Raw genomic sequence first — 18,054 nt, 5'->3', positions numbered from 1 at the left:
AAATAGCCTCCAAAAAACACAAAATAAAATTAAACACGATAAAATTAATTAAAAAAGATAGTACACCCAATAGTGCAATTCATCCATGACCTTGAAGAGATTATGGTATTCTTGCATCATTTAGATAAATTCGATGATATCCGCAATGACTTATATGAAATCGCATCAAAATACGAAGAGATCATTGAGATACATGGTTTTATAGTTTACGAGACTCAAAATCTCATTACATTTGACATGATCGTTGATTTCGATGCGGATAGAGAAAAAGTTAAAAGCAGAATTTTAAAAGAAATCGAACAAAGGCATCCTCAATATACATATCAGGTTATTGACGATTATGATATGAGTGATTAATATATACTAGTTTGGACAAATAATATATCAAGGTGATAAACAATGGAAAAAAATAAGATTATTTTAATTGCTATTGCAGTTTTAGTAATTGCACTTTTAGCAGTTGGAGCATACCTTGTCACCACCAACAGTCATAATGCTTCAGTAAACAACGCTACTGTTGCAAACGATACCTCCAATAATACAACAGCTAATGACACAAATAATGTCATTATGATTGATAAGGAAGGTAAAGATTCAAACAACACTGTTGTTGGAGATAATTCACCAAGACACGACAATAATACCAACAATACGACTGCAAGGGTATATAACCCTCAAACCGATTCATACGTAACCGTAGTCGGCGAAGGTTATGACGTTGAAGTCGACAGATGGTATACCTACGATACAGATGGTGTAAGATACTACAATACAAGAATTAAATAATTTTAATTCTTTCTTTTTTTATTTTATGAAGACAGAATTTGTCAGATTATCCCTGTATGTCGTTTCATCCCTAAGCGATTCGATATGATGAATCACATTCAGTTTCAAATCCTCTAATTTTATACGGGTTTCTATGTCATTGAAATCCACCTGAAACTGAAAAAGGTATTTGACCTCCATATCATAGTCATATATTGCCCAATTAGGCCCGTTAATGTCTAAAAGCTGAATGGACCACATGTCCATGATTGCGGTGATTTGTGAGGTAACCTCATCAACGTCAAAGTTTTCATCAAGAAAAATTTCTTTCATTGATATAGATCCTCGGATTCGTTTTGAGGAGCAAAACTAAGCTCGATTTCCTCACGGTTGAAAATTCCGAATGTGGTGATTTCACTTTTGCGGATGGTCAATGCCTGGCCGACGCTATTGTCCTCCATTGATATCAGACTGACATTAAGCCATTCATCGTCCTCGGATAAATAGGAGCAAGGCTCGAATAATTGGAATTTGGTTATGATTGTTAAAAGCAAGTCGTTAATGTCTGCACTTTTACCTGCGTGTTCCTGATTTAGATTCAAAATTTTGTCCTTTACGTTCATGAGTTTATTTTTGTTTTTGAAATATAAGTCATTTTCTGAGATTGACTATCTTTCCCCCTGAATGGATGCCAGCTTGTCGATGCTTGAAGCGGCGGCTTCACAGCCCTCATTTAAAATCAGCCAGATGGCCTTAATAAAACCTTCATCATTAAGAATTTGGCAGTTTTCCATTTCCAAAGCCCTGTAATTAGGCCTGTCGATAACCTCCCTTAAAAATTGTTCCTTTATCTCTTCGCGCATTTCCCTGTCAATCAGTGATTCGAGTATCCCCTTGATGGAGAGGGCAAATGTATTCCCAATTGATTTGGTGATTTCAATTTCTCCTGCGGTCATTTCGCCTTTCATTTTTTGCTCAATTTGGGTAAATGAGGAATAATCCTGAAAACCGAAAACGGTAAACCTCCCCTCAACATTGTGTGCAGCATACTCATCGATCAATTGGGTGAAATGATCATATGACAATATGAAAATCATCAATGATTCTGTAAATAAATTTCTGGAGCAGTCTAATAATTTACAGAGAACATGAATCAGAATTTCCTGAATTAAAAAATGAGACAGCTCATGAAGTAGCGTGGTGATTTGAAGGGAATCGATTTGCCTGTCATCAATGGATATGACATCCGATTCAAAATATCCCAATTCACTGCCTGATGATTTATATTCCACTTTAACAAATGATTTTGCAAATAATATTATCTTTTCAAGGATGTCAAGCTCATCAAAGTCGATTTCATTTTCCTTAACCAGATTATCAAAATTCATAAACGCCTGGTATTTGATATCATGGAGAACAGCCGAATAATCGTCGATTGTAAAGTCAAATTCATTAATTTTCAAGAGATTATCCTTATTCAATAAATCCTCAAAGGATTCATAATTGTTTTGCCCATTGAAAATGAATTCAGGCTCTGATTTGATATCGCATACATCTATTTTATCGGAAATCCATTTTAAATGAACCAGACAATCAGGGCAAAAAACTTTTTCCTTCGGATATTCATTACCGCATTCAGGACAATATTTTTCAGGTTCAGGAATTTTTGAATCTTCAATTGAGAGTTTTACATCACTTAACACAACATGAGACTTATGAAGTTCTTCCCCAACATCATCACATTCCCTAGAAGATTCTGACACGTCCATATCAAATGAAGGTTTGCAATAATAACATTTAACTAAATCAACAGGATTAAACTCCCTTAAAACATCTTTAATCAAATCTAATTTTTCCCCATCATCCTGACTATACCTTGACAAATCATTAATATTTCCAGTCATGAAAATCCCCACAATTTAATAATATTTTTAACTTAACACCTTAAAAATTTTTCACAATACATGACAAATTAGAAAAGTTTAATTTATAATGAAACATATATATTTAAATTAATGAAAACAATAGCTATTGGTGTTGGTGAAAACGAAAATATTATACAAGCATGTCATATTTTCAAAGAAAAACACCCAAAAACGGATATAAGACTAATATATAGTGACGATGACTTGATAAAAGCTATCTTAGATGATAATGTTGCTGCAGTAGTTCGTGGATCACTTCCTGCCTCCAATATTATGCAATATCTCAAAAAACATTACCCTAATCTATCAAGAGCAACATACGTCAATGGAAACGGACATGAATTTCTATTGTCCCCGGTTGGAATTGATGAAGGTAATACTGTCGATGAAAAATATGAAATCGTACTGAATTGTATTGATTTTCTTAAAAAAGTAGGCAAAAAACCTAAAATTGCAGTTTTGGCTGAAGGAAGGGAAGATGACTTTGGAAGAGGCAGCGAAGTATCAAATTCAATAATCGACAGCAAAAAATTAACAAAAATAATAAAGGAAAACACATCAGAAGATGTTGAAAACTACTTTATCCTAATAGAAAAAGCAATAAACAGCAAAGCCAACATCATCATCGCCCCTAATGGACGAGTGGGAAATATCATATTCCGGACACTTGTCCTTCTCAATTCATGGCCAAGTCACGGAGCAGTGACATTCGGCATCGATAAGACTTATATTGACACAAGTAGAGACCAAAGCATTGATGGTTATGTCCGTAGTTTAATTTTAGCTAATGAATTATCAAAATAAGTGATGAACATGGCAGAAAACATACTTTATAGATTATATGAATGGTACATTACTCGTGATTTAAAACCGGAAAAAATGCCAAAACATGTTGCTATAATTATGGATGGAAACAGGAGATACTCCAAACTTCAGGGAAACATAGATGTTGTCAAAGGTCACGAAATAGGAGTGGACACCTTGGAAAAAGTGCTTGACTGGAGTATTGAGCTTGGAATTGAAATTATTACCGTTTACGCCTTTTCAACAGAAAACTTCAACAGACCTCCACACGAAGTTGAAGGATTGATGAACCTGTTTGTAACAAACTTCAAAAGATTGGTGGACCACGAAAAGATACACCGCAATGAGGTTAAAGTAAAAGTGGTCGGCAGAACAGACCTAATACCTGAAAGCGTGCGTGAAGCAATAAAAGAAGCTGAAGATGCAACTGCAAAATATGACAAAAGATTATTCAACATAGCTATTGGATATGATGGACGTATGGAAATCATAGATTCAATTAAAAAGATTATCAACCAGGTTCAAGCCGGTGAAATCACTGTCGATGATGTTGATGAAGACCTTGTAAGCAAAAACCTTTATACTGAAGGACTGGCCGATCCCAACCTGATTATTCGTACCAGCGGTGAAGAGCGCTTGAGCGGATTCCTTCTGTGGCAATCATCCTACTCAGAACTCTATTTCTGTGAAACATTATGGCCTGAACTCAGGAAAGTTGATTTTGTAAGGGCAATCAGATCATATCAGGAACGTGAAAGAAGATTTGGAGTTTAAACAATGATTGATACCCATTGCCACATTGATTTTAAGGACTTTGACGATGACCGTGAGGACGTCATCAAAAGAGCAAAAGACAAGCTTGACCATGTAATCGTTTCCGGATACAGCAATGACAGCAATATGGAAGTATTGCAGCTTTCAAAAGATTACAAAGGTTTCATATATCCGACTTTCGGTTTTCATCCAGTAAGCTCACAAAACGCCACAGAAGAAGACATCAAAACAGCACATGAGAACATTTCCAAATATCTTGATGATATCGTGGCAATCGGCGAAGTCGGAATGGATTACTTTTACGTTACAGACAAGACCTTGCGTGAAAGACAGCAGGAGATATTCAGAGGATTTCTGGAACTTGCAAACGAGTACAAGGTTCCGATAGTAATGCATGTGAGGGACTGTGAGAAAAAGGCAGTGAATATCATTCCAGAATATGAGGACATTCCTTATTTTGTTTTCCATTGCTATGGAGGAAGCCTCAAGACTGCCAAAAAGATAATGAACATGAACAATTGTGTAATGAGCTTTTCCACAATGCTGTGCTATTCAAAACACCACCAAGACCTGATTGAAAAGATAGACCTTGACTATGTTTTAACCGAAACCGACAGTCCATATCTGGCCATGACAAAAGAAGAGAGAAACGAACCTGCAAATGTCGTCAATGCAGTTCATAAAATCGCCGAGATAAAGGATATGGATGTTGAGGCCGTTGATGAAATCACCACCAACAATGCCCGAAAAATTTTCAAAATCTAGAAGTGAAGCGTGAAATTAAGATTAATCAGCACATCCCTGTTTTCCTTAACCGCTTCTATTTCCAATTCAAATTCATCCAAATCATTTTTAACAAGATTTATCAGATGATAATCCAAAAGGGAATCGTTCAAATATACGATGAATTGATTCCTGTCTATTTTTACTGACCTCCGGCAGAAGAGTTTGAAGGCATAGAGATAATACTCAAGTCTAAAGATCAGGTCTTCCTTATCACCCTTGCCATTGATGAAATACTCCTTCAGGTCATTCTGAAGTATCTTTCCCTCGTCGCCGACATCGGCCTTAAATGTTTCCATTTCAACTAAATCATTCATCAGCTGTTGCTTTTCATTATCATTATACATTCAATCACTTAATCGGAAGTTCAATTTTAAAAGATGATATGAATTCGGCAAAAAAGTAATGGTGAACTTATCGAATGCATCATCCAAATCCCTCAATTGAGCGAACTGCAAATCATCGGGGATGATATAGAGAACAAATGAATCCTCATTAATTTCAACACCCAAATCTTCAAACAGAGGAATGCCAAGCTCTGAAATGAATACATATTTGTAGACAATCAGCTCATAGTCATTAACTTCCTTTTCGGATTTGAGTATGTCAACCAGTTCATCCTGTAATTTACTCGATACTGCTTTAAAAGTCATTAGAATCGTTTATATACATTCAACCTGTGGGATTTGTCATGATACTTGTTTGGATCCTGCAGACTGTCAAATGTGCTATTGGGCATGAATTGGCTGCATGTATCAGTTGGACCTGTGCTACCATTTCCCAAGCGGCAAACCACTCCCTGAGCAGGGCCGTTCAACTGGGTTTGAGTTTGCCAATACTTGCAATTGAGACATACCCTGTCGGGGTTGAGTTCTGAAATGTTGATGTCATCAAGATACATTTTCTTTACAGCAAATCTCTTTCGATAAATACCTCTTTCGCAGCCATTACTGCATTTATTGCCTTTGGAAATCCGCAATAGGCACTCATCTGCATCATGATTTCAACAATTTCAGTCGGAGAGTTTCCAACATTCAATGCAGCGTTTATGTGTTCCTTGAGTTGAGGAATTGTTCCAAGAGCTGTCAAAGCTGAAACAGTACAGATTTCACGGGTCTTGAGGTCAACTTCCTCACGGGTATATATCTCAGAGTAAGGATATTCAATGACAAATCTGGACAGATCCGGAGCGATGTCATCCAATTCCTTAAATATTTCTTCAACTGACTTATTTTGAATTCCTTCAATGCATTTTTTACCTTTATCATATCTGTTCATAGTTATAGTATATACCTAAATCCATTTAACATTAGCGGTCGTGTAGACATAATGTGGAGAAAATACCGGATTGTACAATTTATTTGTTGAAGCGGTAGTGTTGAAGCTTATCGCAATCGCCTTTCTTAAATTATAGTTTATCCTGTCCCCAATTGAAACCAAATCGGAACTGCTGAATCGTTCAGATGTTTTGGCATATACCTTGAACTGTATTCTCTTCTTGTCATAGTTTATGTCATGACCCAGGTCACTATATGAAACATTGACGATTTTAACCGAATAGGGATACAAAAGGCTTGTTTTTGATGTTGAATATTGTCTGAAGGTATCTTCCGGATAGATTGCACCTGACGATGTTGCAAGACCTTCATTCACGCCGTTTCGAGCTGCAGCCATCGCAATATTCAATTCCTCTTCACTGGCTAGAAAAACTATTGACATCATGACAACCAATATCAGAACTCCAAAAACGAACAGGAATTCGGCTGAAATCTGTCCCCTGTTATCCATCATGATATCACAATTCCTTCATCGGTTTTTGTTATCAGATAGCTTTTTCCGCTTACCAATTTATATCTGGAGTCAATATTTGCAAGCATCATCAGTGTCTCCCCCTTCTTGTCATCATATTCCATCGTCAGTCTGTTCCTTTCAACCGTTATCTCAAAATATCCCTTATCAGACGGCAATCTGATGTATTTTGAGTATCCTGCACCATTTGAGTTCACCTGACTGATCTGGTTGGCGACTTCATCCAAAATCAGCCTGTGTGTTATGCCATCTTCAATATTTAAACTTGATGATATTGCTGAGGATGCAAAAAATAACACTCCTAAAGCAATAATGACAAGAATAAATAATGAAAATAGATATTCTATTGAAATAAAACCTTTATTGTCCATATTTTTTAATTATTTTAGAAATTAATAAACTTTGCTCCAAACCGAAGTCAATTTTGATACCAAATAGTTAAATAATATATGATTTAAACATACTATTATGAAAGGTAAAGTTGTTTTTATTGGTGCAGGACCTGGAGATCCTGATTTAATCACCGTCAAAGGAAGAAATGTAATTGAAAAAGCTGATGTAATTATTTATGCAGGCTCACTTGTCAACAAAAATGTTTTATGTCCTGCAAAGGATGAATGTGTAATCCACAATAGCGCTTATTTGAATTTGGAAGAAACTGATGCCATAATAACTGAAGCGGTTAATGAAGGCAAACTGGTTGCCCGTGTCCATACCGGCGACCCTTCAATTTATGGAGCCATCGGCGAACAGATACGCGAACTTAAAAAACATGACATAGAATACGAAATCATTCCAGGAGTTAGTTCCCTATTCGGCACTGCAAGCGTTCTTGAAGCAGAATTAACTTTACCTGAAATTTCACAAAGTGTTATAATTACCCGTCCTGAAGGCAGAACTCCAAAGCCGGAAGGTGAAAGTCTTTCAAGCTTTTCAAAGCATCATGCAACCATGTGCATCTTTTTGGGAATAGGAATGATTGACAAGGTTGTCGATGAACTGCTTGAAGGTTATGAAGAAACCACTCCTGTTGCAGTTGTCAAAAAGGCGACTTGGCCAGACCAGCAAATAATTAGAGGAACCCTCGCAGATATTGCACAAAAAGTTAAAGATGCCAATATTACAAAGACTGCAATGATTGTGGTGGGAGATGTGTTGGACCCTGGTGAGTTTAATGCATCCAAGCTATATGACAAAAACTTCAAACATGAATATCGATAGATTTGGGAATTGATTTTTTATCCCAAATACTTATTCTTTAAACCGCACCTTTTACATTGATGTCATCAAAGACGTCATGATTTGAAACGTAAATCATGCATACCTCATCTTTTATTCCGAATACGAATGCATAGCCCTCATTTTCATATTCCAAATAGTAACCGGTATATCCGTACATCTTGGTAGGTGTTCCGCCCAAATCCGCAGCAACCTTCTGGCTGTCTATTCCCTTTCCGGGAGTCCTAGTAACTCCTATTTCAATGTAGTTGTCCTTATTGCTCCATCCCATTGCGCTTGACTTGATGTTTCCGTCATAATTGACATCCGTCCTTAACGGTTCTGAAACATAATCGGCAGGGATTTCAAATTCGACATTGTCAACCTTGACCGTTTGGGTCTGGTTCAGCAAAAAAGTCGCCGATAAAAAAATAGCCAAAATTATAAAAATAATTAATATAATCAATATATGTTTATTTGAAAATCTGTTCTGCTTATTTGGAACCTTTTCACCGCAATTGGCACAGAACAATGCATCTTCCTTTAATTTTTCACCGCATTTACTGCAATAATCGGTCATTTAAACACCTGTGATGGTTAGGTAATTGGATCAATGTTTGAAAATTTAACTGTACTTATCCTTGATTTCATTCATAAGTCTTAATTTTTCAAATGCAACATCCTTTGGAGCCCTTCTCAAACCGCAATCCGGATCCAGCAGAAGATTATCCTTTCCGACAATTTCAATGGCCTGAGTGACAAGACTGTCAACATCACCGATATCATCAACCGTATTTACAGATGAATCAAGACATCCGAAACCGATTTTTTTATCTGAAACCAGATTGTAATTTTCCTTCAACACATCCAGGTTAACATTATTTCCCGCAAATTCAAAGTCCAATATATCCACATCGAATTTGGAAATGTCCTTGAATGCATCCTTCAGAATACCGCAAACGTGCATTGCCAACGGAATCTCCAAACCATCATGCAATATGCCGATTGCCTCACGGGCGGTTTTCATGTCCACCATTCCTGTTGACAGGAACGGCTCATCTATTTGGATATAGACCGGCTCAACCTTTTTGGCTATTGCATCCACTTCAAATTTCAGTGAATGTGCCAAATCGATGGTTGCATCTTCCTTGCTTTTGTAAAGTCCGGCAATTCTTGAAGAATGCACAATGGTGTTTGGACCGGTAATAATACCTTTAACGCCCTTGCCTTCAGGAATGCTGCCGTTAAAGTAATCCTTCATGACCTTTTTTGCAAACAGCAGGTCCTTGACAGAAATTTCCTGAGTCGGATTTCTGATTTTTGACACTATCTCAGTATTTCCATCAACAATCCTCATTCCCGGAATGTATTGTGTAAAAATAGAAACCATATCTCCCCTGACCTGACCGTCGGAGATAATGTCTACGCCAGCATCAAGTTGAGAGACTACGCAACTTCTGATAGCTTCTTTAAAAGGATCATATGCACCAAATGCGCTTAACAATTTGTCTTTGGCTGAAGATGGTTTTTTTACTTCAACCGGAAAGCTTCCTACAACTGTGGATTTCATTTTTTGTTACCGGTATCTAATTTTCTGATTTTTTCAACTTCCTCTTCATCGATTGGAAGCTCAACAACAGAGGTTCCGTGACATGGTTTGGTGTATGGTAGGAATACTGTTCCCTTTTCATGGTCAAATCCGATTGGTATTGGCGGAATTCCAATGACTCTGACTCCCAACACCTCATCGCCGGGTTTGATGTATACCAAATCATCTGCCTTGAATCTTATAATCATTGCACAGTCCTTAAAGCCCGCTTTGGAAGCATGGATTTCATAATTATCAGATTGCTGAAGGTAAGTATCTAAACAAAAAGACATTCTATTCAAACTCCTTGATTGCTCTGTCAAATTTAACTTTAATTGGTGAAGGATTATGGAAAGCTCTTACTGAAGTGATCAATGCATTGCTTCCGCTTTCTTCAATCATAGTTACGAATTCAGCAATTTCATCAGCATCCCTTGAAAATACCAATGCCAATGATTTGGTTTGCAGTATCTGGTCAAATGTTACGAAAAATGATGCTGCCGCATCCTTGTGAACAAAACCGACAAGCAAATCATAATCTCCTTCATTAACCTCACCTAATGTTCTTTCCAAATCCACTAGATTAAGATTGTAAAGTCCTTCAGGGTCTGATATTTTTACAAGTTTGGAAGCAGCAGGGTTTGCCGCTATGGTTGTATCATAACCCATTTTTGTTAATTTGTTAAAAACATAAACTGCCATTGGAGTTTGGGATGGAGTTTCCGGACATCCAAGTAATACTAAAGCTTTCATAAAAAATAACCTCTTATGATCTTGTTTTGAGTGAAACAACATTAGCTAAAATCAATGTACCGACAAATATGAATGTCAGCAAAGCCATACCATTGATTGTCCTGTTAAATACAAACAGACCGATTAATGATTGTGCACAGAAAGACGCTAATGCTCCAGTTAACAATACTTCTCTTCCCAGGTATTTCTTGTTGTTTTTCTCCCTTTTTTCTCTGTACATGTTCAGTACTTTAAAACCGATTACAATAGTTCCGAGAACAAATGCGACCAATCCTGCAAGTCCTAATATACCAAAGTCAAAACCATATCCAAAGATACCTGGAAGCATATAGTCAATTGTATCCTTTTGGTTAACAAGTATACCGAAAAACATTGGGAAAGGAAGACCAAAGAATAAAACGAACTGCATAGGCAACGTAATGTAACCTTCCGCAAATGCAGTACCTTCTGCTCCCCAATAGGAAGCCTTTGCATTGTGACCAATTAATTGTATGTTGTGCAATACTGTCTTGATACTTGACAGGGAGTACTGTTCAATCCTGCTGAACCTCAATATAGGTGAAAAGATTGTCATTCCGGTTACTCTTGAGACAGCTTCCAGAAGAACGAAACCAACTGCAGCTGCACCTAAAAATATACCGACCCTTTTCATTGTAATTACGGATTTTTCCCTGAATGATTTGGATATCATCAGATAACCGAAGAACAAACCTATTAACCATAATATTAAAAAGGACCTGTGCATTAATCCACCGAATACAGTAATGCCCACCAGGAACAATATGACGAATCTTCTAAGAGGTCGTATATCCACTCCCGATTCCTTCATTACCTTCAGCGATGCCAAAGCCGCAACGGTACCCAAAAGAGCAATCGGCCCAAATGGGTGAGTGAATTCCGCCTGACTAGACGACACAATCAAAAGTGCAATATCTGCTCCAAAAATAAGTGTAAAACCACCCATAATAAACAATGATAAAAATGTCACAACACTTAGTGACAAAGGAATAAGGTTTAATGCAAAAATCCAAACGACAAAAAGCATTATCCCTACTTCAATAATCAATTGTAAGTGGTTTTGAGCAATTAACAACATATTCTAATCACAAATTCATTTTTTAAAATAATTAAAAGTGGACTGACCGGGATTTGAACCCGGGGCCTCCGCCATGCCAAGGCGACGATCTACCATCTGAGCTACCAGCCCAAAAATAAAATATTAAAACATCATTCTATATATTTGAATGTATTACTATAAATATTTAATTGCCATTTTTTGCCAAATCATATAAATTATCCAAAATCACCTGGAACAAATCATCTGTCTCAATCTCAATTTTTTCATGAGGGTGGACAATATACTCAAGTGCCTTTTCGATAACATCATCGGTGTCATTAGACCTGTACATCAAACCTTTATTGACATAATACTGGTCAACTGACAGGGTTTCGCCAGGATAACATGAAATTACGGGAGTCTGAAGGATTGCAGCTTCCCTGTTCATGGTTCCACCGGCACCAATGACTAAATTTGATTTTTTAATGATGCTTGATGTATCGACAGGCGGTTTCAATATATGGACGTTTTCGATTCCTTCAAATATTTCAGACTGCTCCTTGAATCTTGGCAATATCAAAATGTTGGCAACATTTTTCAGCTCATCGACAATAGGAGACAGCACAGATTTTCTGCAATCGACATCAAGATATGATGCAAGAGAAGGTTCCGGCCTCATCAATATTGTTTTGGAATGATTCAATTCAAGATTCAAATCATCAAAGATATTGTCATTATATTCAAAGCTTTTGAAATGCATCAGTTCGGAGGTACCGTCATATGGAATGATAGTATTCGGGTCTGCACCGAACTTCATCAGCTGCCAGAAGTCAATGCTGGTTGGAGCAATGATCCTATCACATAACGGAAGAGTCAGCTTGTTGGCGGCCAATGCCTTCTCATTATCCAAAACATACAAACTTGGAATTCCTAAACCGAATGAGATTCTAGGAAGTTCAATGGAATGCTTGCTAAGGGCGACATCAACCCTTTCACCATGTATAATGTCCACAAGATTATATACTCTTTGAGTGCTCTCCCTTAATTTGTCATAAAGACTTACACCATGTTTTCCAACTGATATGAAGTCTATATCATACATTTCAAGTAATTTGTGAATATCTCCAAATTGCCTTGCTGTAACAATTACATCCTCACCTTCCGCCTCCAAATACTTGATTACATCTTTAAAGAACCTTACATGAGGCGCATTTGAGATATCAATCCATACTTTCATGTTACCACCTAAATTAACTTGATTAGTTCATAGCTTCTTCAATGACTTTAATGATTTCGTCTAATCCGCTGCCCTGTTTAAGGCTTGATTTGATTACATTAACATTTGGGTTTAATTTTTTAGCATCGGCAACCATCTTATCTGCATCAGCGCCAACTGCATCTGCAAGGTCAACCTTGTTTATTACAACAACATCTGATGTCTGGAAAATGATTGGATGTTTTTCTACAGTGTCGTCACCTTCAGTAACACTAACGACGACTATTCTTAAATGGGAACCCAATTCAAAGTCCACAGGACAAATCAAGTTACCCACATTTTCAATGATTACCATGTCAAGGTCATCCAACGGCAAGTCTTCAAGGCCATGGCCGACCAAGTGTGCATCAAGGTGACATTCCTTACCTGTGTTTAGGCCAACTACAGGAACATCATGCTTTTCTATACGTCCTGCATCGAATTTGGAGATTACATCTCCTGCCAAAACACCAATTTTATAATCAGTATTATCAATAATTTCTTCAATAAGTGTTGTTTTACCGGAACCAATCGCTCCTACAAAATCAACACAGAATATGTCCTTTTCCTCTAGATTTTTTAAGTTTTTATCAGCTAATCTCTTATTAGCATCCATAATATTTTTTGCTACTTCCACATCAGCTACCTGGTGCATAATTTCACCTCAATTAATTTAAGCGTCATCTGGCTTTTCTATGACAATATTTTTAACAACAATGTCCTTGCCGTTTAAGGTTTCTACGCTTAAGCTGTCACATTCAGGACATTTTACAAGCGGAGCATAATGATCACTGTCATCAAGTATGGCTTCACCATGGAATTTGCAATCATTACATTCAATTTCTGCGGGAATTTCCTCAAAGACTATCTTTGCATCTTCCATTATTGTATTCTCAATCAGAACACCTAAAATAAACTCCAACTGTTCAGGATTGATCATTGCTAATCTTCCAACTTCAACGGTGACTTCATTAACTTCAGTTGCATTATTTGCCTCGGCAGTTTCAAGAACTGCATTGATAATGCCCTGAGCCATTGATAATTCGTGCATTTTAATACTCCTCTACAAACATTAATATTTTAAGTTTAGTTTTGTTTACATATAAAACTATTTAATATGGCAACATTATTTAAGTAATACTTAAACTGTTGAGTCAAACAACATTTATATATTTAATACCTATAAAAATATTACCCAAAGGAGATAGTATTATGACTTACAAATCAAAATTCGGCTTTGGATGCATGAGGCTTCCGTTAACCGATGAAAAGGACCCCACATCAATTGACCAGGAACTGTTCAATCAGATGGTTGACATCTATATGGAAAAGGGATTCAACTACTTCGATACATCCTATGCCTATCACAATGGCACAAGCGAGATAGCCATTAGAAAAGCTGTGGTTGACAGATATCCTCGAGAATCCTACCAGATTTGCGACAAAATGCCAACATGGGCATTGACTGATGAGAAAGACAATGAAAAATTTGTAAATGAAATGCTTGAAAGGTTGAACATAGATTATTTCGACGTGTTTTTCATACACAACATCAATACGCCATGGTTCAAACTGGCCGAAACACACAATGCATTTGAATATATCAAAAAGATGAAGGAAAACGGAACTGCCAAAAAAATCGGTTTCAGCTTCCATGACCATGCAAGCCTGCTTGAAGAGGTTCTGGACAAATATGGAGACATGCTGGATGTCGTCCAATTGGAGCTGAATTATCTTGATTGGGAAGACCCTGCCATTGAAGCTCACAAATGCTATGACCTATGCGTTGAACATGGGCTTGACGTTTATGTAATGGAACCGTTGAAAGGCGGAGTCATCGTAAACCCGAATGATGAAATCAGAAAGGATTTCAAGGAGTTCAATCCCGACAAGTCAATAGCCAGCTTTGCAATAAGATTCTGCGCTTCACTTGAACATGTTAAAATGGTATTGAGCGGCATGAGCAAAATGGATGATCTGCTTGACAATTGCGATACCTACGAGAACTTCAAACCTCTGACAAGTGAAGAAAACGAATTTTTAGAAAAAATGGCAGACAAGCTCAATTCAAGCGTTGCTGTGCCATGCAGCGAATGCGGATATTGCGTTGATGCCTGTCCTGAAATGATTCCGATTCCTGAATACTTCAACTTATATAACCTCAGCAAAAACCGTCCGGAGTCAAATATCTACAGGCTGTATTTCGATAAGTTGGCTGACGAAAAGGTCTCAGCAGAGGACTGCACATTTTGCGGAACCTGTCTTGACTACTGTACCCAACACATTGACATTCCTGAAGAGCTTGAAAAAGCATGTGAACATTTCGAGCAAGGATTTACACCTTATGCAGGCTCTCCTTAGGCCACCCTCATCTTCAATTCACGAACCATTTCACCATTCTTATTTATTTTTGAAGCCCTCTTATAATACTCAATGGCTTTTGGAAACATTCCTGATTGATAATAAATAAGTCCCATCAGTGCAAGGGCTTCCGAGTGTTTATCATCAAAATCAAGGAGCTTTTCCAATATTTCAGATGATGTTGCAAGGTCCCCCTGCTCATACAAATCATAGGCTTCCTCATATAATGTGTCAATATCATCCAGGGAGCTTAATTCGACCTCCTGCTTTTGAGGCTTGCTTGTAAGCAATACCTCAAGCTCGTTGGCCATCAGATTTGACCTGTCACAGGACAATGCCTTTCTGGTAAAAAGCAATGCGATATCCTTTTGGTCCTGTTCATATAATATCTGAGCCATAAGTGCAAGCGCCCTTGAGTGTTTCTTGTCATTGGCCAGGATACTGTTCAAGACATCCTTTGATGAGGAATAATCCCCTTTTTCATACAATTCATAAGCCTCATCAAACTCATCCGGAATTACCTCGTTTTCAATGATTATCTCGCCTTCCACTTCCTCATCATCCTTTGATATCAGTTTGGACATGTATTCCAGGATATACTTTGTTGCGTTTTTGTGCAGTGGCTTGTTATCGTTTCCGCATTTAGGGGAATATATGCAGGCAGGACATCCGCTTTGGCATTGGCAATTATTCAATAAGTCAATAGTTGAATTCAAAAGCTCAACAAAGACCTCAACAGCCTTTTCACAGATTCCTATTCCTCCTTCATAACCGTCATAGATAAATATTGTTGCCTCTTGAGTATCCTCGTGGTAATTGGTGGACAAGCCTCCAATGTCGAACCTGTCGCACATGGTATGCAGTGGAAAGAGTCCGATCAATGCGTGTTCAGCCCCGTGAAGGCCTCCAGCAAACACTTCCTCCTCATTTGGAAACATGTCTTCTAGAGTGTCCTTTACCTGTTTTGGTATTGTAAACCATAATCCCTTGGTATTGAATTTCAAAGGTGGCAATTCAAGAGGATAGGTTCCTATTGCCTTTGAAAACTGCATCTTTTTATATTTGAAGTAATCTTCGCTTACAGTCAGCTCACCGAAATGTATGGTCAGCCTGCCGTATTTGGTTTTTGACAATTTCTTTTTGATACTGATTTCTGTCTGGTTTAAAACCATTGTATGATAATCGACGGCTTCCTTTGAAACGTTGACAAAACCGTTTTTCAGGTTAACGCTATTTACAACATAGGTATCTCCCTTGTTAATTAGGATGGCGCCTTCATGGGCTTCGCGATAAACCTGTGAACGTTCCATGGTTTCAAGCAATGCTCCATTGTTCATTACCTTGAACTCTTCAGAGGAAATCTGGTCAAGGGAATGGTCCATTGCGGGATGGTCATCATATGGATATATGAAATCACCCTTATGGTTTTCATGCAAATCCTTCCTTAAGACCAGCTCGTCTATCACGTCCTGTGAAATGTCGAAGTATTTTTCCGCCTCTCCCCTTTGAAGAGGAAGTTCCTTGGCTGCGCATAAAAGGTGGGCTTCCTGAAGAATCGGATTAGTCAAATCGATAATGGCGTTTTCATGAGGCTTGTCGAAAAAGAACTTCGGATTGTTCATGAAATACTGGTCAAGCTGGTTTTCAAAGGCAATCAATAATGCAAGAGATTTCTGATTGCTTCTTCCAGCCCTTCCGGCCTGCTGCCATGTGGAAATCATGGTGCCGGGATATCCTGAAATGATGACCGCATCAAGGGACCCTATATTTATTCCCAGTTCAAGTGCATTGGTACATGTCACACCCAAGTATTTTCCGCTTTTGAGGCCCTCTTCAATCTCACGCCTTTCAGCCGCCTGATATCCTGCACGGTAAGCCGCAATCCTATGGGCCAGCTGTCCTTTAATCTGGGTCATGTCCTTTTTGGCCCACATTGCAATCAGTTCGGTGGTTTTTCTTGAAACGGTGAAACATAATGTCTGGATGTTTTTAAGCATCATGTACATGAATATGTTTTCCGTTTCCATATGCACCGAAGGGGCATTTTGAGTGTTGACCTTTTTTCTCATATAATTCTTGAACGGGTTGTATAAGATGAAATCCTTTTCGCCGCTCGGGGAGGAGTCATTGTCGACAAGAACAAACTCTTCGCCTGTAAGTCTGTTTGCCAGCTCCAGAGGGTTTGCAAGGGTTGCCGAAGATAAAATAAATTGAGGATATGAACCGTAAAAATTGGCTATCCTCTTCAGTCTTTTAATCAGAAATGCCACATTGGAACCGAATACGCCCTTATAGTAATGTGATTCGTCAATGACTATGTATCTCAGGTTTTTATAGAATCTTGACCACTGGTGATGCCATGACAATATCAGATGCAGCTGATACGGATTGGTCAAAACGATTCTTGATTTTTCACGAATCCCCCTTTTGTCATCCCTTGGAGTGTCCCCGTCATAGGTTCTTGGGCGGATTTTAATGTCCAGTTCATTTTCAAGGCCCTCGAGAACATGCAGCTGGTCGTTGGAAAGTGCCTTTGCAGGATAAATATAAAGCGCAGTGGCATCGCTGTCCTCAATCATTGTCTCCATTATCGGCAGATTGAATGCCAATGTCTTGCCTGAAGCGGTAGGGGTTGTGATGATTACGTTTTCGCCATCCTTAATTGCTTCATATGTGTCTGCCTGGTGTTTGTATAGCTTTACCTGCTTTGATGAAAGATAATCAATAATCCTTTCATTTAAATTATCCACTTTTTTGAAACTTGCCTTTTTAGCAGGTATTGTCTCGATATGGGCAATATTTTCCCTGTATCTCACATCATTTTTAAACATATCAATATTTTCCACATCAGACATAATATCAGCCAAATTTCAGTTCCAATTACATTATTAAATTATATTTTTAATCATGGCAATATAAAAGATTAATCAGAGAGCATTTGAAAAGTAATATTTTGACTTTA

General features: G+C 37.8%; 25 protein-coding genes and 1 tRNA gene. 7 read left to right on the top strand and 19 right to left on the bottom strand.

Going from position 1 to position 18,054, the window contains the following annotated elements:
• Window positions 1-72: 72 nt before the first annotated feature.
• Both QZ138_RS00795 and QZ138_RS00790 read left to right on the top strand, forming a co-directional pair.
• Window positions 73-357 carry a hypothetical protein gene (locus QZ138_RS00795; RefSeq protein ID WP_292884998.1) on the top strand — a complete coding sequence of 95 codons (285 nt, stop codon included), beginning with the start codon at window positions 73-75 and terminating at the stop codon, window positions 355-357.
• A gap of 42 nt (window positions 358-399) precedes the next feature.
• A complete protein-coding gene (locus tag QZ138_RS00790) occupies window positions 400-786 on the top strand; it encodes a hypothetical protein (RefSeq protein WP_292884995.1) in 387 nt (128 codons plus the stop codon).
• Between the two features lie 18 nt (window positions 787-804).
• Here QZ138_RS00790 and QZ138_RS00785 read toward each other — a convergent pair whose 3' ends face one another.
• From QZ138_RS00785 to QZ138_RS00775, 3 genes are read right to left on the bottom strand one after another with little or no spacing between them, the layout of a single operon-like run.
• On the bottom strand, window positions 805-1,098 hold the full coding sequence (locus tag QZ138_RS00785) for a hypothetical protein (RefSeq protein ID WP_292884993.1): 294 nt from the start codon (window positions 1,096-1,098) through the stop codon (window positions 805-807).
• Window positions 1,095-1,388 carry a hypothetical protein gene (locus QZ138_RS00780; RefSeq protein ID WP_292603459.1) on the bottom strand — a complete coding sequence of 98 codons (294 nt, stop codon included), beginning with the start codon at window positions 1,386-1,388 and terminating at the stop codon, window positions 1,095-1,097. The genes QZ138_RS00785 and QZ138_RS00780 overlap by 4 nt, the downstream gene beginning before the upstream one ends.
• Window positions 1,389-1,433: 45 nt before the next feature.
• Window positions 1,434-2,669, bottom strand: a complete 1,236-nt coding sequence (locus QZ138_RS00775) for a zinc ribbon domain-containing protein (RefSeq protein ID WP_292884990.1) — start codon at window positions 2,667-2,669, stop codon at window positions 1,434-1,436.
• A gap of 111 nt (window positions 2,670-2,780) precedes the next feature.
• On the opposite strand from QZ138_RS00775, the gene mtxX reads away from it, so the two are divergent.
• The 3 genes from mtxX to QZ138_RS00760 are packed head-to-tail and all read left to right on the top strand — an operon-like array spanning window position 2,781 to window position 5,033.
• A complete protein-coding gene (mtxX, locus tag QZ138_RS00770) occupies window positions 2,781-3,494 on the top strand; it encodes a methanogenesis marker protein Mmp4/MtxX (protein ID WP_292884987.1) in 714 nt (237 codons plus the stop codon).
• Window positions 3,495-3,503: 9 nt separating this feature from the next.
• Window positions 3,504-4,268 (top strand): polyprenyl diphosphate synthase, encoded by a 765-nt coding sequence (gene uppS / locus QZ138_RS00765; RefSeq protein WP_292603453.1) that lies wholly within the window; start codon window positions 3,504-3,506, stop codon window positions 4,266-4,268.
• 3 nt (window positions 4,269-4,271) lie between these two features.
• Window positions 4,272-5,033, top strand: coding sequence for a TatD family hydrolase (locus QZ138_RS00760; protein WP_292884984.1), 762 nt, complete (start codon window positions 4,272-4,274; stop codon window positions 5,031-5,033).
• Here QZ138_RS00760 and QZ138_RS00755 read toward each other — a convergent pair.
• Genes QZ138_RS00755 through QZ138_RS00730 form a run of 6 tightly spaced genes read right to left on the bottom strand, consistent with a single transcriptional unit; the run spans window position 5,030 to window position 7,231 of the window.
• Window positions 5,030-5,398: a hypothetical protein gene (locus QZ138_RS00755; RefSeq protein WP_292884981.1), complete on the bottom strand. Its 369-nt coding sequence runs from the start codon at window positions 5,396-5,398 to the stop codon at window positions 5,030-5,032. The genes QZ138_RS00760 and QZ138_RS00755 overlap by 4 nt on opposite strands.
• Window positions 5,399-5,704: a hypothetical protein gene (locus QZ138_RS00750; protein WP_292884979.1), complete on the bottom strand. Its 306-nt coding sequence runs from the start codon at window positions 5,702-5,704 to the stop codon at window positions 5,399-5,401. It abuts the gene before it with no gap.
• The gene (locus QZ138_RS00745; RefSeq protein WP_292884976.1) at window positions 5,704-5,952 is read right to left on the bottom strand and encodes a hypothetical protein; all 249 of its coding nucleotides are present in this window, start codon (window positions 5,950-5,952) and stop codon (window positions 5,704-5,706) included. The genes QZ138_RS00750 and QZ138_RS00745 overlap by 1 nt, the downstream gene beginning before the upstream one ends.
• A gap of 5 nt (window positions 5,953-5,957) precedes the next feature.
• Window positions 5,958-6,329 carry a carboxymuconolactone decarboxylase family protein gene (locus tag QZ138_RS00740; protein ID WP_292603446.1) on the bottom strand — a complete coding sequence of 124 codons (372 nt, stop codon included), beginning with the start codon at window positions 6,327-6,329 and terminating at the stop codon, window positions 5,958-5,960.
• Window positions 6,330-6,344: 15 nt separating this feature from the next.
• Complete coding sequence (locus QZ138_RS00735) at window positions 6,345-6,842, bottom strand: class III signal peptide-containing protein (protein WP_292884973.1); 498 nt, start codon at window positions 6,840-6,842, stop codon at window positions 6,345-6,347.
• The gene (locus QZ138_RS00730) at window positions 6,839-7,231 is read right to left on the bottom strand and encodes a hypothetical protein (protein ID WP_292884970.1); all 393 of its coding nucleotides are present in this window, start codon (window positions 7,229-7,231) and stop codon (window positions 6,839-6,841) included. The genes QZ138_RS00735 and QZ138_RS00730 overlap by 4 nt, the downstream gene beginning before the upstream one ends.
• Window positions 7,232-7,328: 97 nt before the next feature.
• On the opposite strand from QZ138_RS00730, the gene cobM reads away from it, so the two are divergent.
• A complete protein-coding gene (gene cobM / locus QZ138_RS00725; RefSeq protein WP_292884967.1) occupies window positions 7,329-8,081 on the top strand; it encodes a precorrin-4 C(11)-methyltransferase in 753 nt (250 codons plus the stop codon).
• A gap of 37 nt (window positions 8,082-8,118) precedes the next feature.
• Here the strand turns inward: cobM and QZ138_RS00720 are convergent, their stop codons facing one another.
• The 9 genes from QZ138_RS00720 to hypA all read right to left on the bottom strand — a co-directional run bounded on the left by QZ138_RS00720 (window position 8,119) and on the right by hypA (window position 13,782).
• Window positions 8,119-8,658, bottom strand: coding sequence for a zinc ribbon domain-containing protein (locus QZ138_RS00720; protein WP_292884965.1), 540 nt, complete (start codon window positions 8,656-8,658; stop codon window positions 8,119-8,121).
• A 45-nt stretch (window positions 8,659-8,703) separates the two neighbouring features.
• Window positions 8,704-9,648 (bottom strand): methionine synthase, encoded by a 945-nt coding sequence (locus QZ138_RS00715; protein ID WP_292884963.1) that lies wholly within the window; start codon window positions 9,646-9,648, stop codon window positions 8,704-8,706.
• Window positions 9,645-9,959, bottom strand: a complete 315-nt coding sequence (locus QZ138_RS00710) for a DUF1894 domain-containing protein (protein WP_292603436.1) — start codon at window positions 9,957-9,959, stop codon at window positions 9,645-9,647. Before QZ138_RS00710 ends, QZ138_RS00715 begins: the two co-directional genes overlap by 4 nt.
• Window position 9,960: 1 nt before the next feature.
• A complete protein-coding gene (locus QZ138_RS00705; RefSeq protein ID WP_292884961.1) occupies window positions 9,961-10,419 on the bottom strand; it encodes a DUF1890 domain-containing protein in 459 nt (152 codons plus the stop codon).
• A 13-nt stretch (window positions 10,420-10,432) separates the two neighbouring features.
• Window positions 10,433-11,515, bottom strand: coding sequence for a hypothetical protein (locus QZ138_RS00700; protein WP_292884958.1), 1,083 nt, complete (start codon window positions 11,513-11,515; stop codon window positions 10,433-10,435).
• A gap of 38 nt (window positions 11,516-11,553) precedes the next feature.
• Window positions 11,554-11,626, bottom strand: a tRNA-Ala gene (locus tag QZ138_RS00695).
• A gap of 55 nt (window positions 11,627-11,681) precedes the next feature.
• Entirely contained in the window at window positions 11,682-12,713 is a 1,032-nt protein-coding gene (locus QZ138_RS00690; RefSeq protein ID WP_292603430.1) for a DUF354 domain-containing protein, read from the bottom strand.
• Window positions 12,714-12,735: 22 nt separating this feature from the next.
• The gene (gene hypB, locus QZ138_RS00685; protein ID WP_292884956.1) at window positions 12,736-13,386 is read right to left on the bottom strand and encodes a hydrogenase nickel incorporation protein HypB; all 651 of its coding nucleotides are present in this window, start codon (window positions 13,384-13,386) and stop codon (window positions 12,736-12,738) included.
• An 18-nt stretch (window positions 13,387-13,404) separates the two neighbouring features.
• On the bottom strand, window positions 13,405-13,782 hold the full coding sequence (gene hypA, locus QZ138_RS00680; protein WP_292603426.1) for a hydrogenase maturation nickel metallochaperone HypA: 378 nt from the start codon (window positions 13,780-13,782) through the stop codon (window positions 13,405-13,407).
• Window positions 13,783-13,943: 161 nt separating this feature from the next.
• On the opposite strand from hypA, the gene QZ138_RS00675 reads away from it, so the two are divergent.
• Entirely contained in the window at window positions 13,944-15,092 is a 1,149-nt protein-coding gene (locus QZ138_RS00675) for an aldo/keto reductase (protein WP_292884953.1), read from the top strand.
• Here the strand turns inward: QZ138_RS00675 and QZ138_RS00670 are convergent.
• Window positions 15,089-17,947, bottom strand: a complete 2,859-nt coding sequence (locus tag QZ138_RS00670; RefSeq protein ID WP_292884950.1) for a DEAD/DEAH box helicase — start codon at window positions 17,945-17,947, stop codon at window positions 15,089-15,091. The genes QZ138_RS00675 and QZ138_RS00670 overlap by 4 nt on opposite strands.
• Between the last annotated feature and the right edge of the window lie 107 nt (window positions 17,948-18,054).

Source organism: Methanobrevibacter sp. UBA212 (assembly GCF_905233225.1).
Lineage (GTDB): Archaea > Methanobacteriota > Methanobacteria > Methanobacteriales > Methanobacteriaceae > Methanocatella.
The sequence above is the reverse complement of the archived record's forward strand: the minus strand, read 5'-3'. Positions and strand labels throughout refer to the sequence as shown.

What these genes read in the sequence shown, in the direction of transcription:
- QZ138_RS00700 (WP_292884958.1), bottom strand. Translation starts at nt 11,515, where the DNA reads ATGTTGTTAATTGCTCAAAACCACTTACAATTGATTATTGAAGTAGGG.
- hypA (WP_292603426.1), bottom strand. Translation starts at nt 13,782, where the DNA reads ATGCACGAATTATCAATGGCTCAGGGCATTATCAATGCAGTTCTTGAA.
- QZ138_RS00785 (WP_292884993.1), bottom strand. Translation starts at nt 1,098, where the DNA reads ATGAAAGAAATTTTTCTTGATGAAAACTTTGACGTTGATGAGGTTACC.
- QZ138_RS00760 (WP_292884984.1), top strand. Translation starts at nt 4,272, where the DNA reads ATGATTGATACCCATTGCCACATTGATTTTAAGGACTTTGACGATGAC.
- QZ138_RS00750 (WP_292884979.1), bottom strand. Translation starts at nt 5,704, where the DNA reads ATGACTTTTAAAGCAGTATCGAGTAAATTACAGGATGAACTGGTTGAC.
- uppS (WP_292603453.1), top strand. Translation starts at nt 3,504, where the DNA reads ATGGCAGAAAACATACTTTATAGATTATATGAATGGTACATTACTCGT.
- QZ138_RS00710 (WP_292603436.1), bottom strand. Translation starts at nt 9,959, where the DNA reads ATGTCTTTTTGTTTAGATACTTACCTTCAGCAATCTGATAATTATGAA.
- QZ138_RS00675 (WP_292884953.1), top strand. Translation starts at nt 13,944, where the DNA reads ATGACTTACAAATCAAAATTCGGCTTTGGATGCATGAGGCTTCCGTTA.
- QZ138_RS00775 (WP_292884990.1), bottom strand. Translation starts at nt 2,669, where the DNA reads ATGACTGGAAATATTAATGATTTGTCAAGGTATAGTCAGGATGATGGG.
- QZ138_RS00705 (WP_292884961.1), bottom strand. Translation starts at nt 10,419, where the DNA reads ATGAAAGCTTTAGTATTACTTGGATGTCCGGAAACTCCATCCCAAACT.
- QZ138_RS00745 (WP_292884976.1), bottom strand. Translation starts at nt 5,952, where the DNA reads ATGTATCTTGATGACATCAACATTTCAGAACTCAACCCCGACAGGGTA.
- QZ138_RS00735 (WP_292884973.1), bottom strand. Translation starts at nt 6,842, where the DNA reads ATGATGGATAACAGGGGACAGATTTCAGCCGAATTCCTGTTCGTTTTT.
- mtxX (WP_292884987.1), top strand. Translation starts at nt 2,781, where the DNA reads ATGAAAACAATAGCTATTGGTGTTGGTGAAAACGAAAATATTATACAA.
- QZ138_RS00715 (WP_292884963.1), bottom strand. Translation starts at nt 9,648, where the DNA reads ATGAAATCCACAGTTGTAGGAAGCTTTCCGGTTGAAGTAAAAAAACCA.
- hypB (WP_292884956.1), bottom strand. Translation starts at nt 13,386, where the DNA reads ATGCACCAGGTAGCTGATGTGGAAGTAGCAAAAAATATTATGGATGCT.
- QZ138_RS00720 (WP_292884965.1), bottom strand. Translation starts at nt 8,658, where the DNA reads ATGACCGATTATTGCAGTAAATGCGGTGAAAAATTAAAGGAAGATGCA.
- QZ138_RS00755 (WP_292884981.1), bottom strand. Translation starts at nt 5,398, where the DNA reads ATGTATAATGATAATGAAAAGCAACAGCTGATGAATGATTTAGTTGAA.
- QZ138_RS00740 (WP_292603446.1), bottom strand. Translation starts at nt 6,329, where the DNA reads ATGAACAGATATGATAAAGGTAAAAAATGCATTGAAGGAATTCAAAAT.
- QZ138_RS00790 (WP_292884995.1), top strand. Translation starts at nt 400, where the DNA reads ATGGAAAAAAATAAGATTATTTTAATTGCTATTGCAGTTTTAGTAATT.
- QZ138_RS00780 (WP_292603459.1), bottom strand. Translation starts at nt 1,388, where the DNA reads ATGAACGTAAAGGACAAAATTTTGAATCTAAATCAGGAACACGCAGGT.
- QZ138_RS00670 (WP_292884950.1), bottom strand. Translation starts at nt 17,947, where the DNA reads ATGTCTGATGTGGAAAATATTGATATGTTTAAAAATGATGTGAGATAC.
- cobM (WP_292884967.1), top strand. Translation starts at nt 7,329, where the DNA reads ATGAAAGGTAAAGTTGTTTTTATTGGTGCAGGACCTGGAGATCCTGAT.
- QZ138_RS00730 (WP_292884970.1), bottom strand. Translation starts at nt 7,231, where the DNA reads ATGGACAATAAAGGTTTTATTTCAATAGAATATCTATTTTCATTATTT.
- QZ138_RS00690 (WP_292603430.1), bottom strand. Translation starts at nt 12,713, where the DNA reads ATGAAAGTATGGATTGATATCTCAAATGCGCCTCATGTAAGGTTCTTT.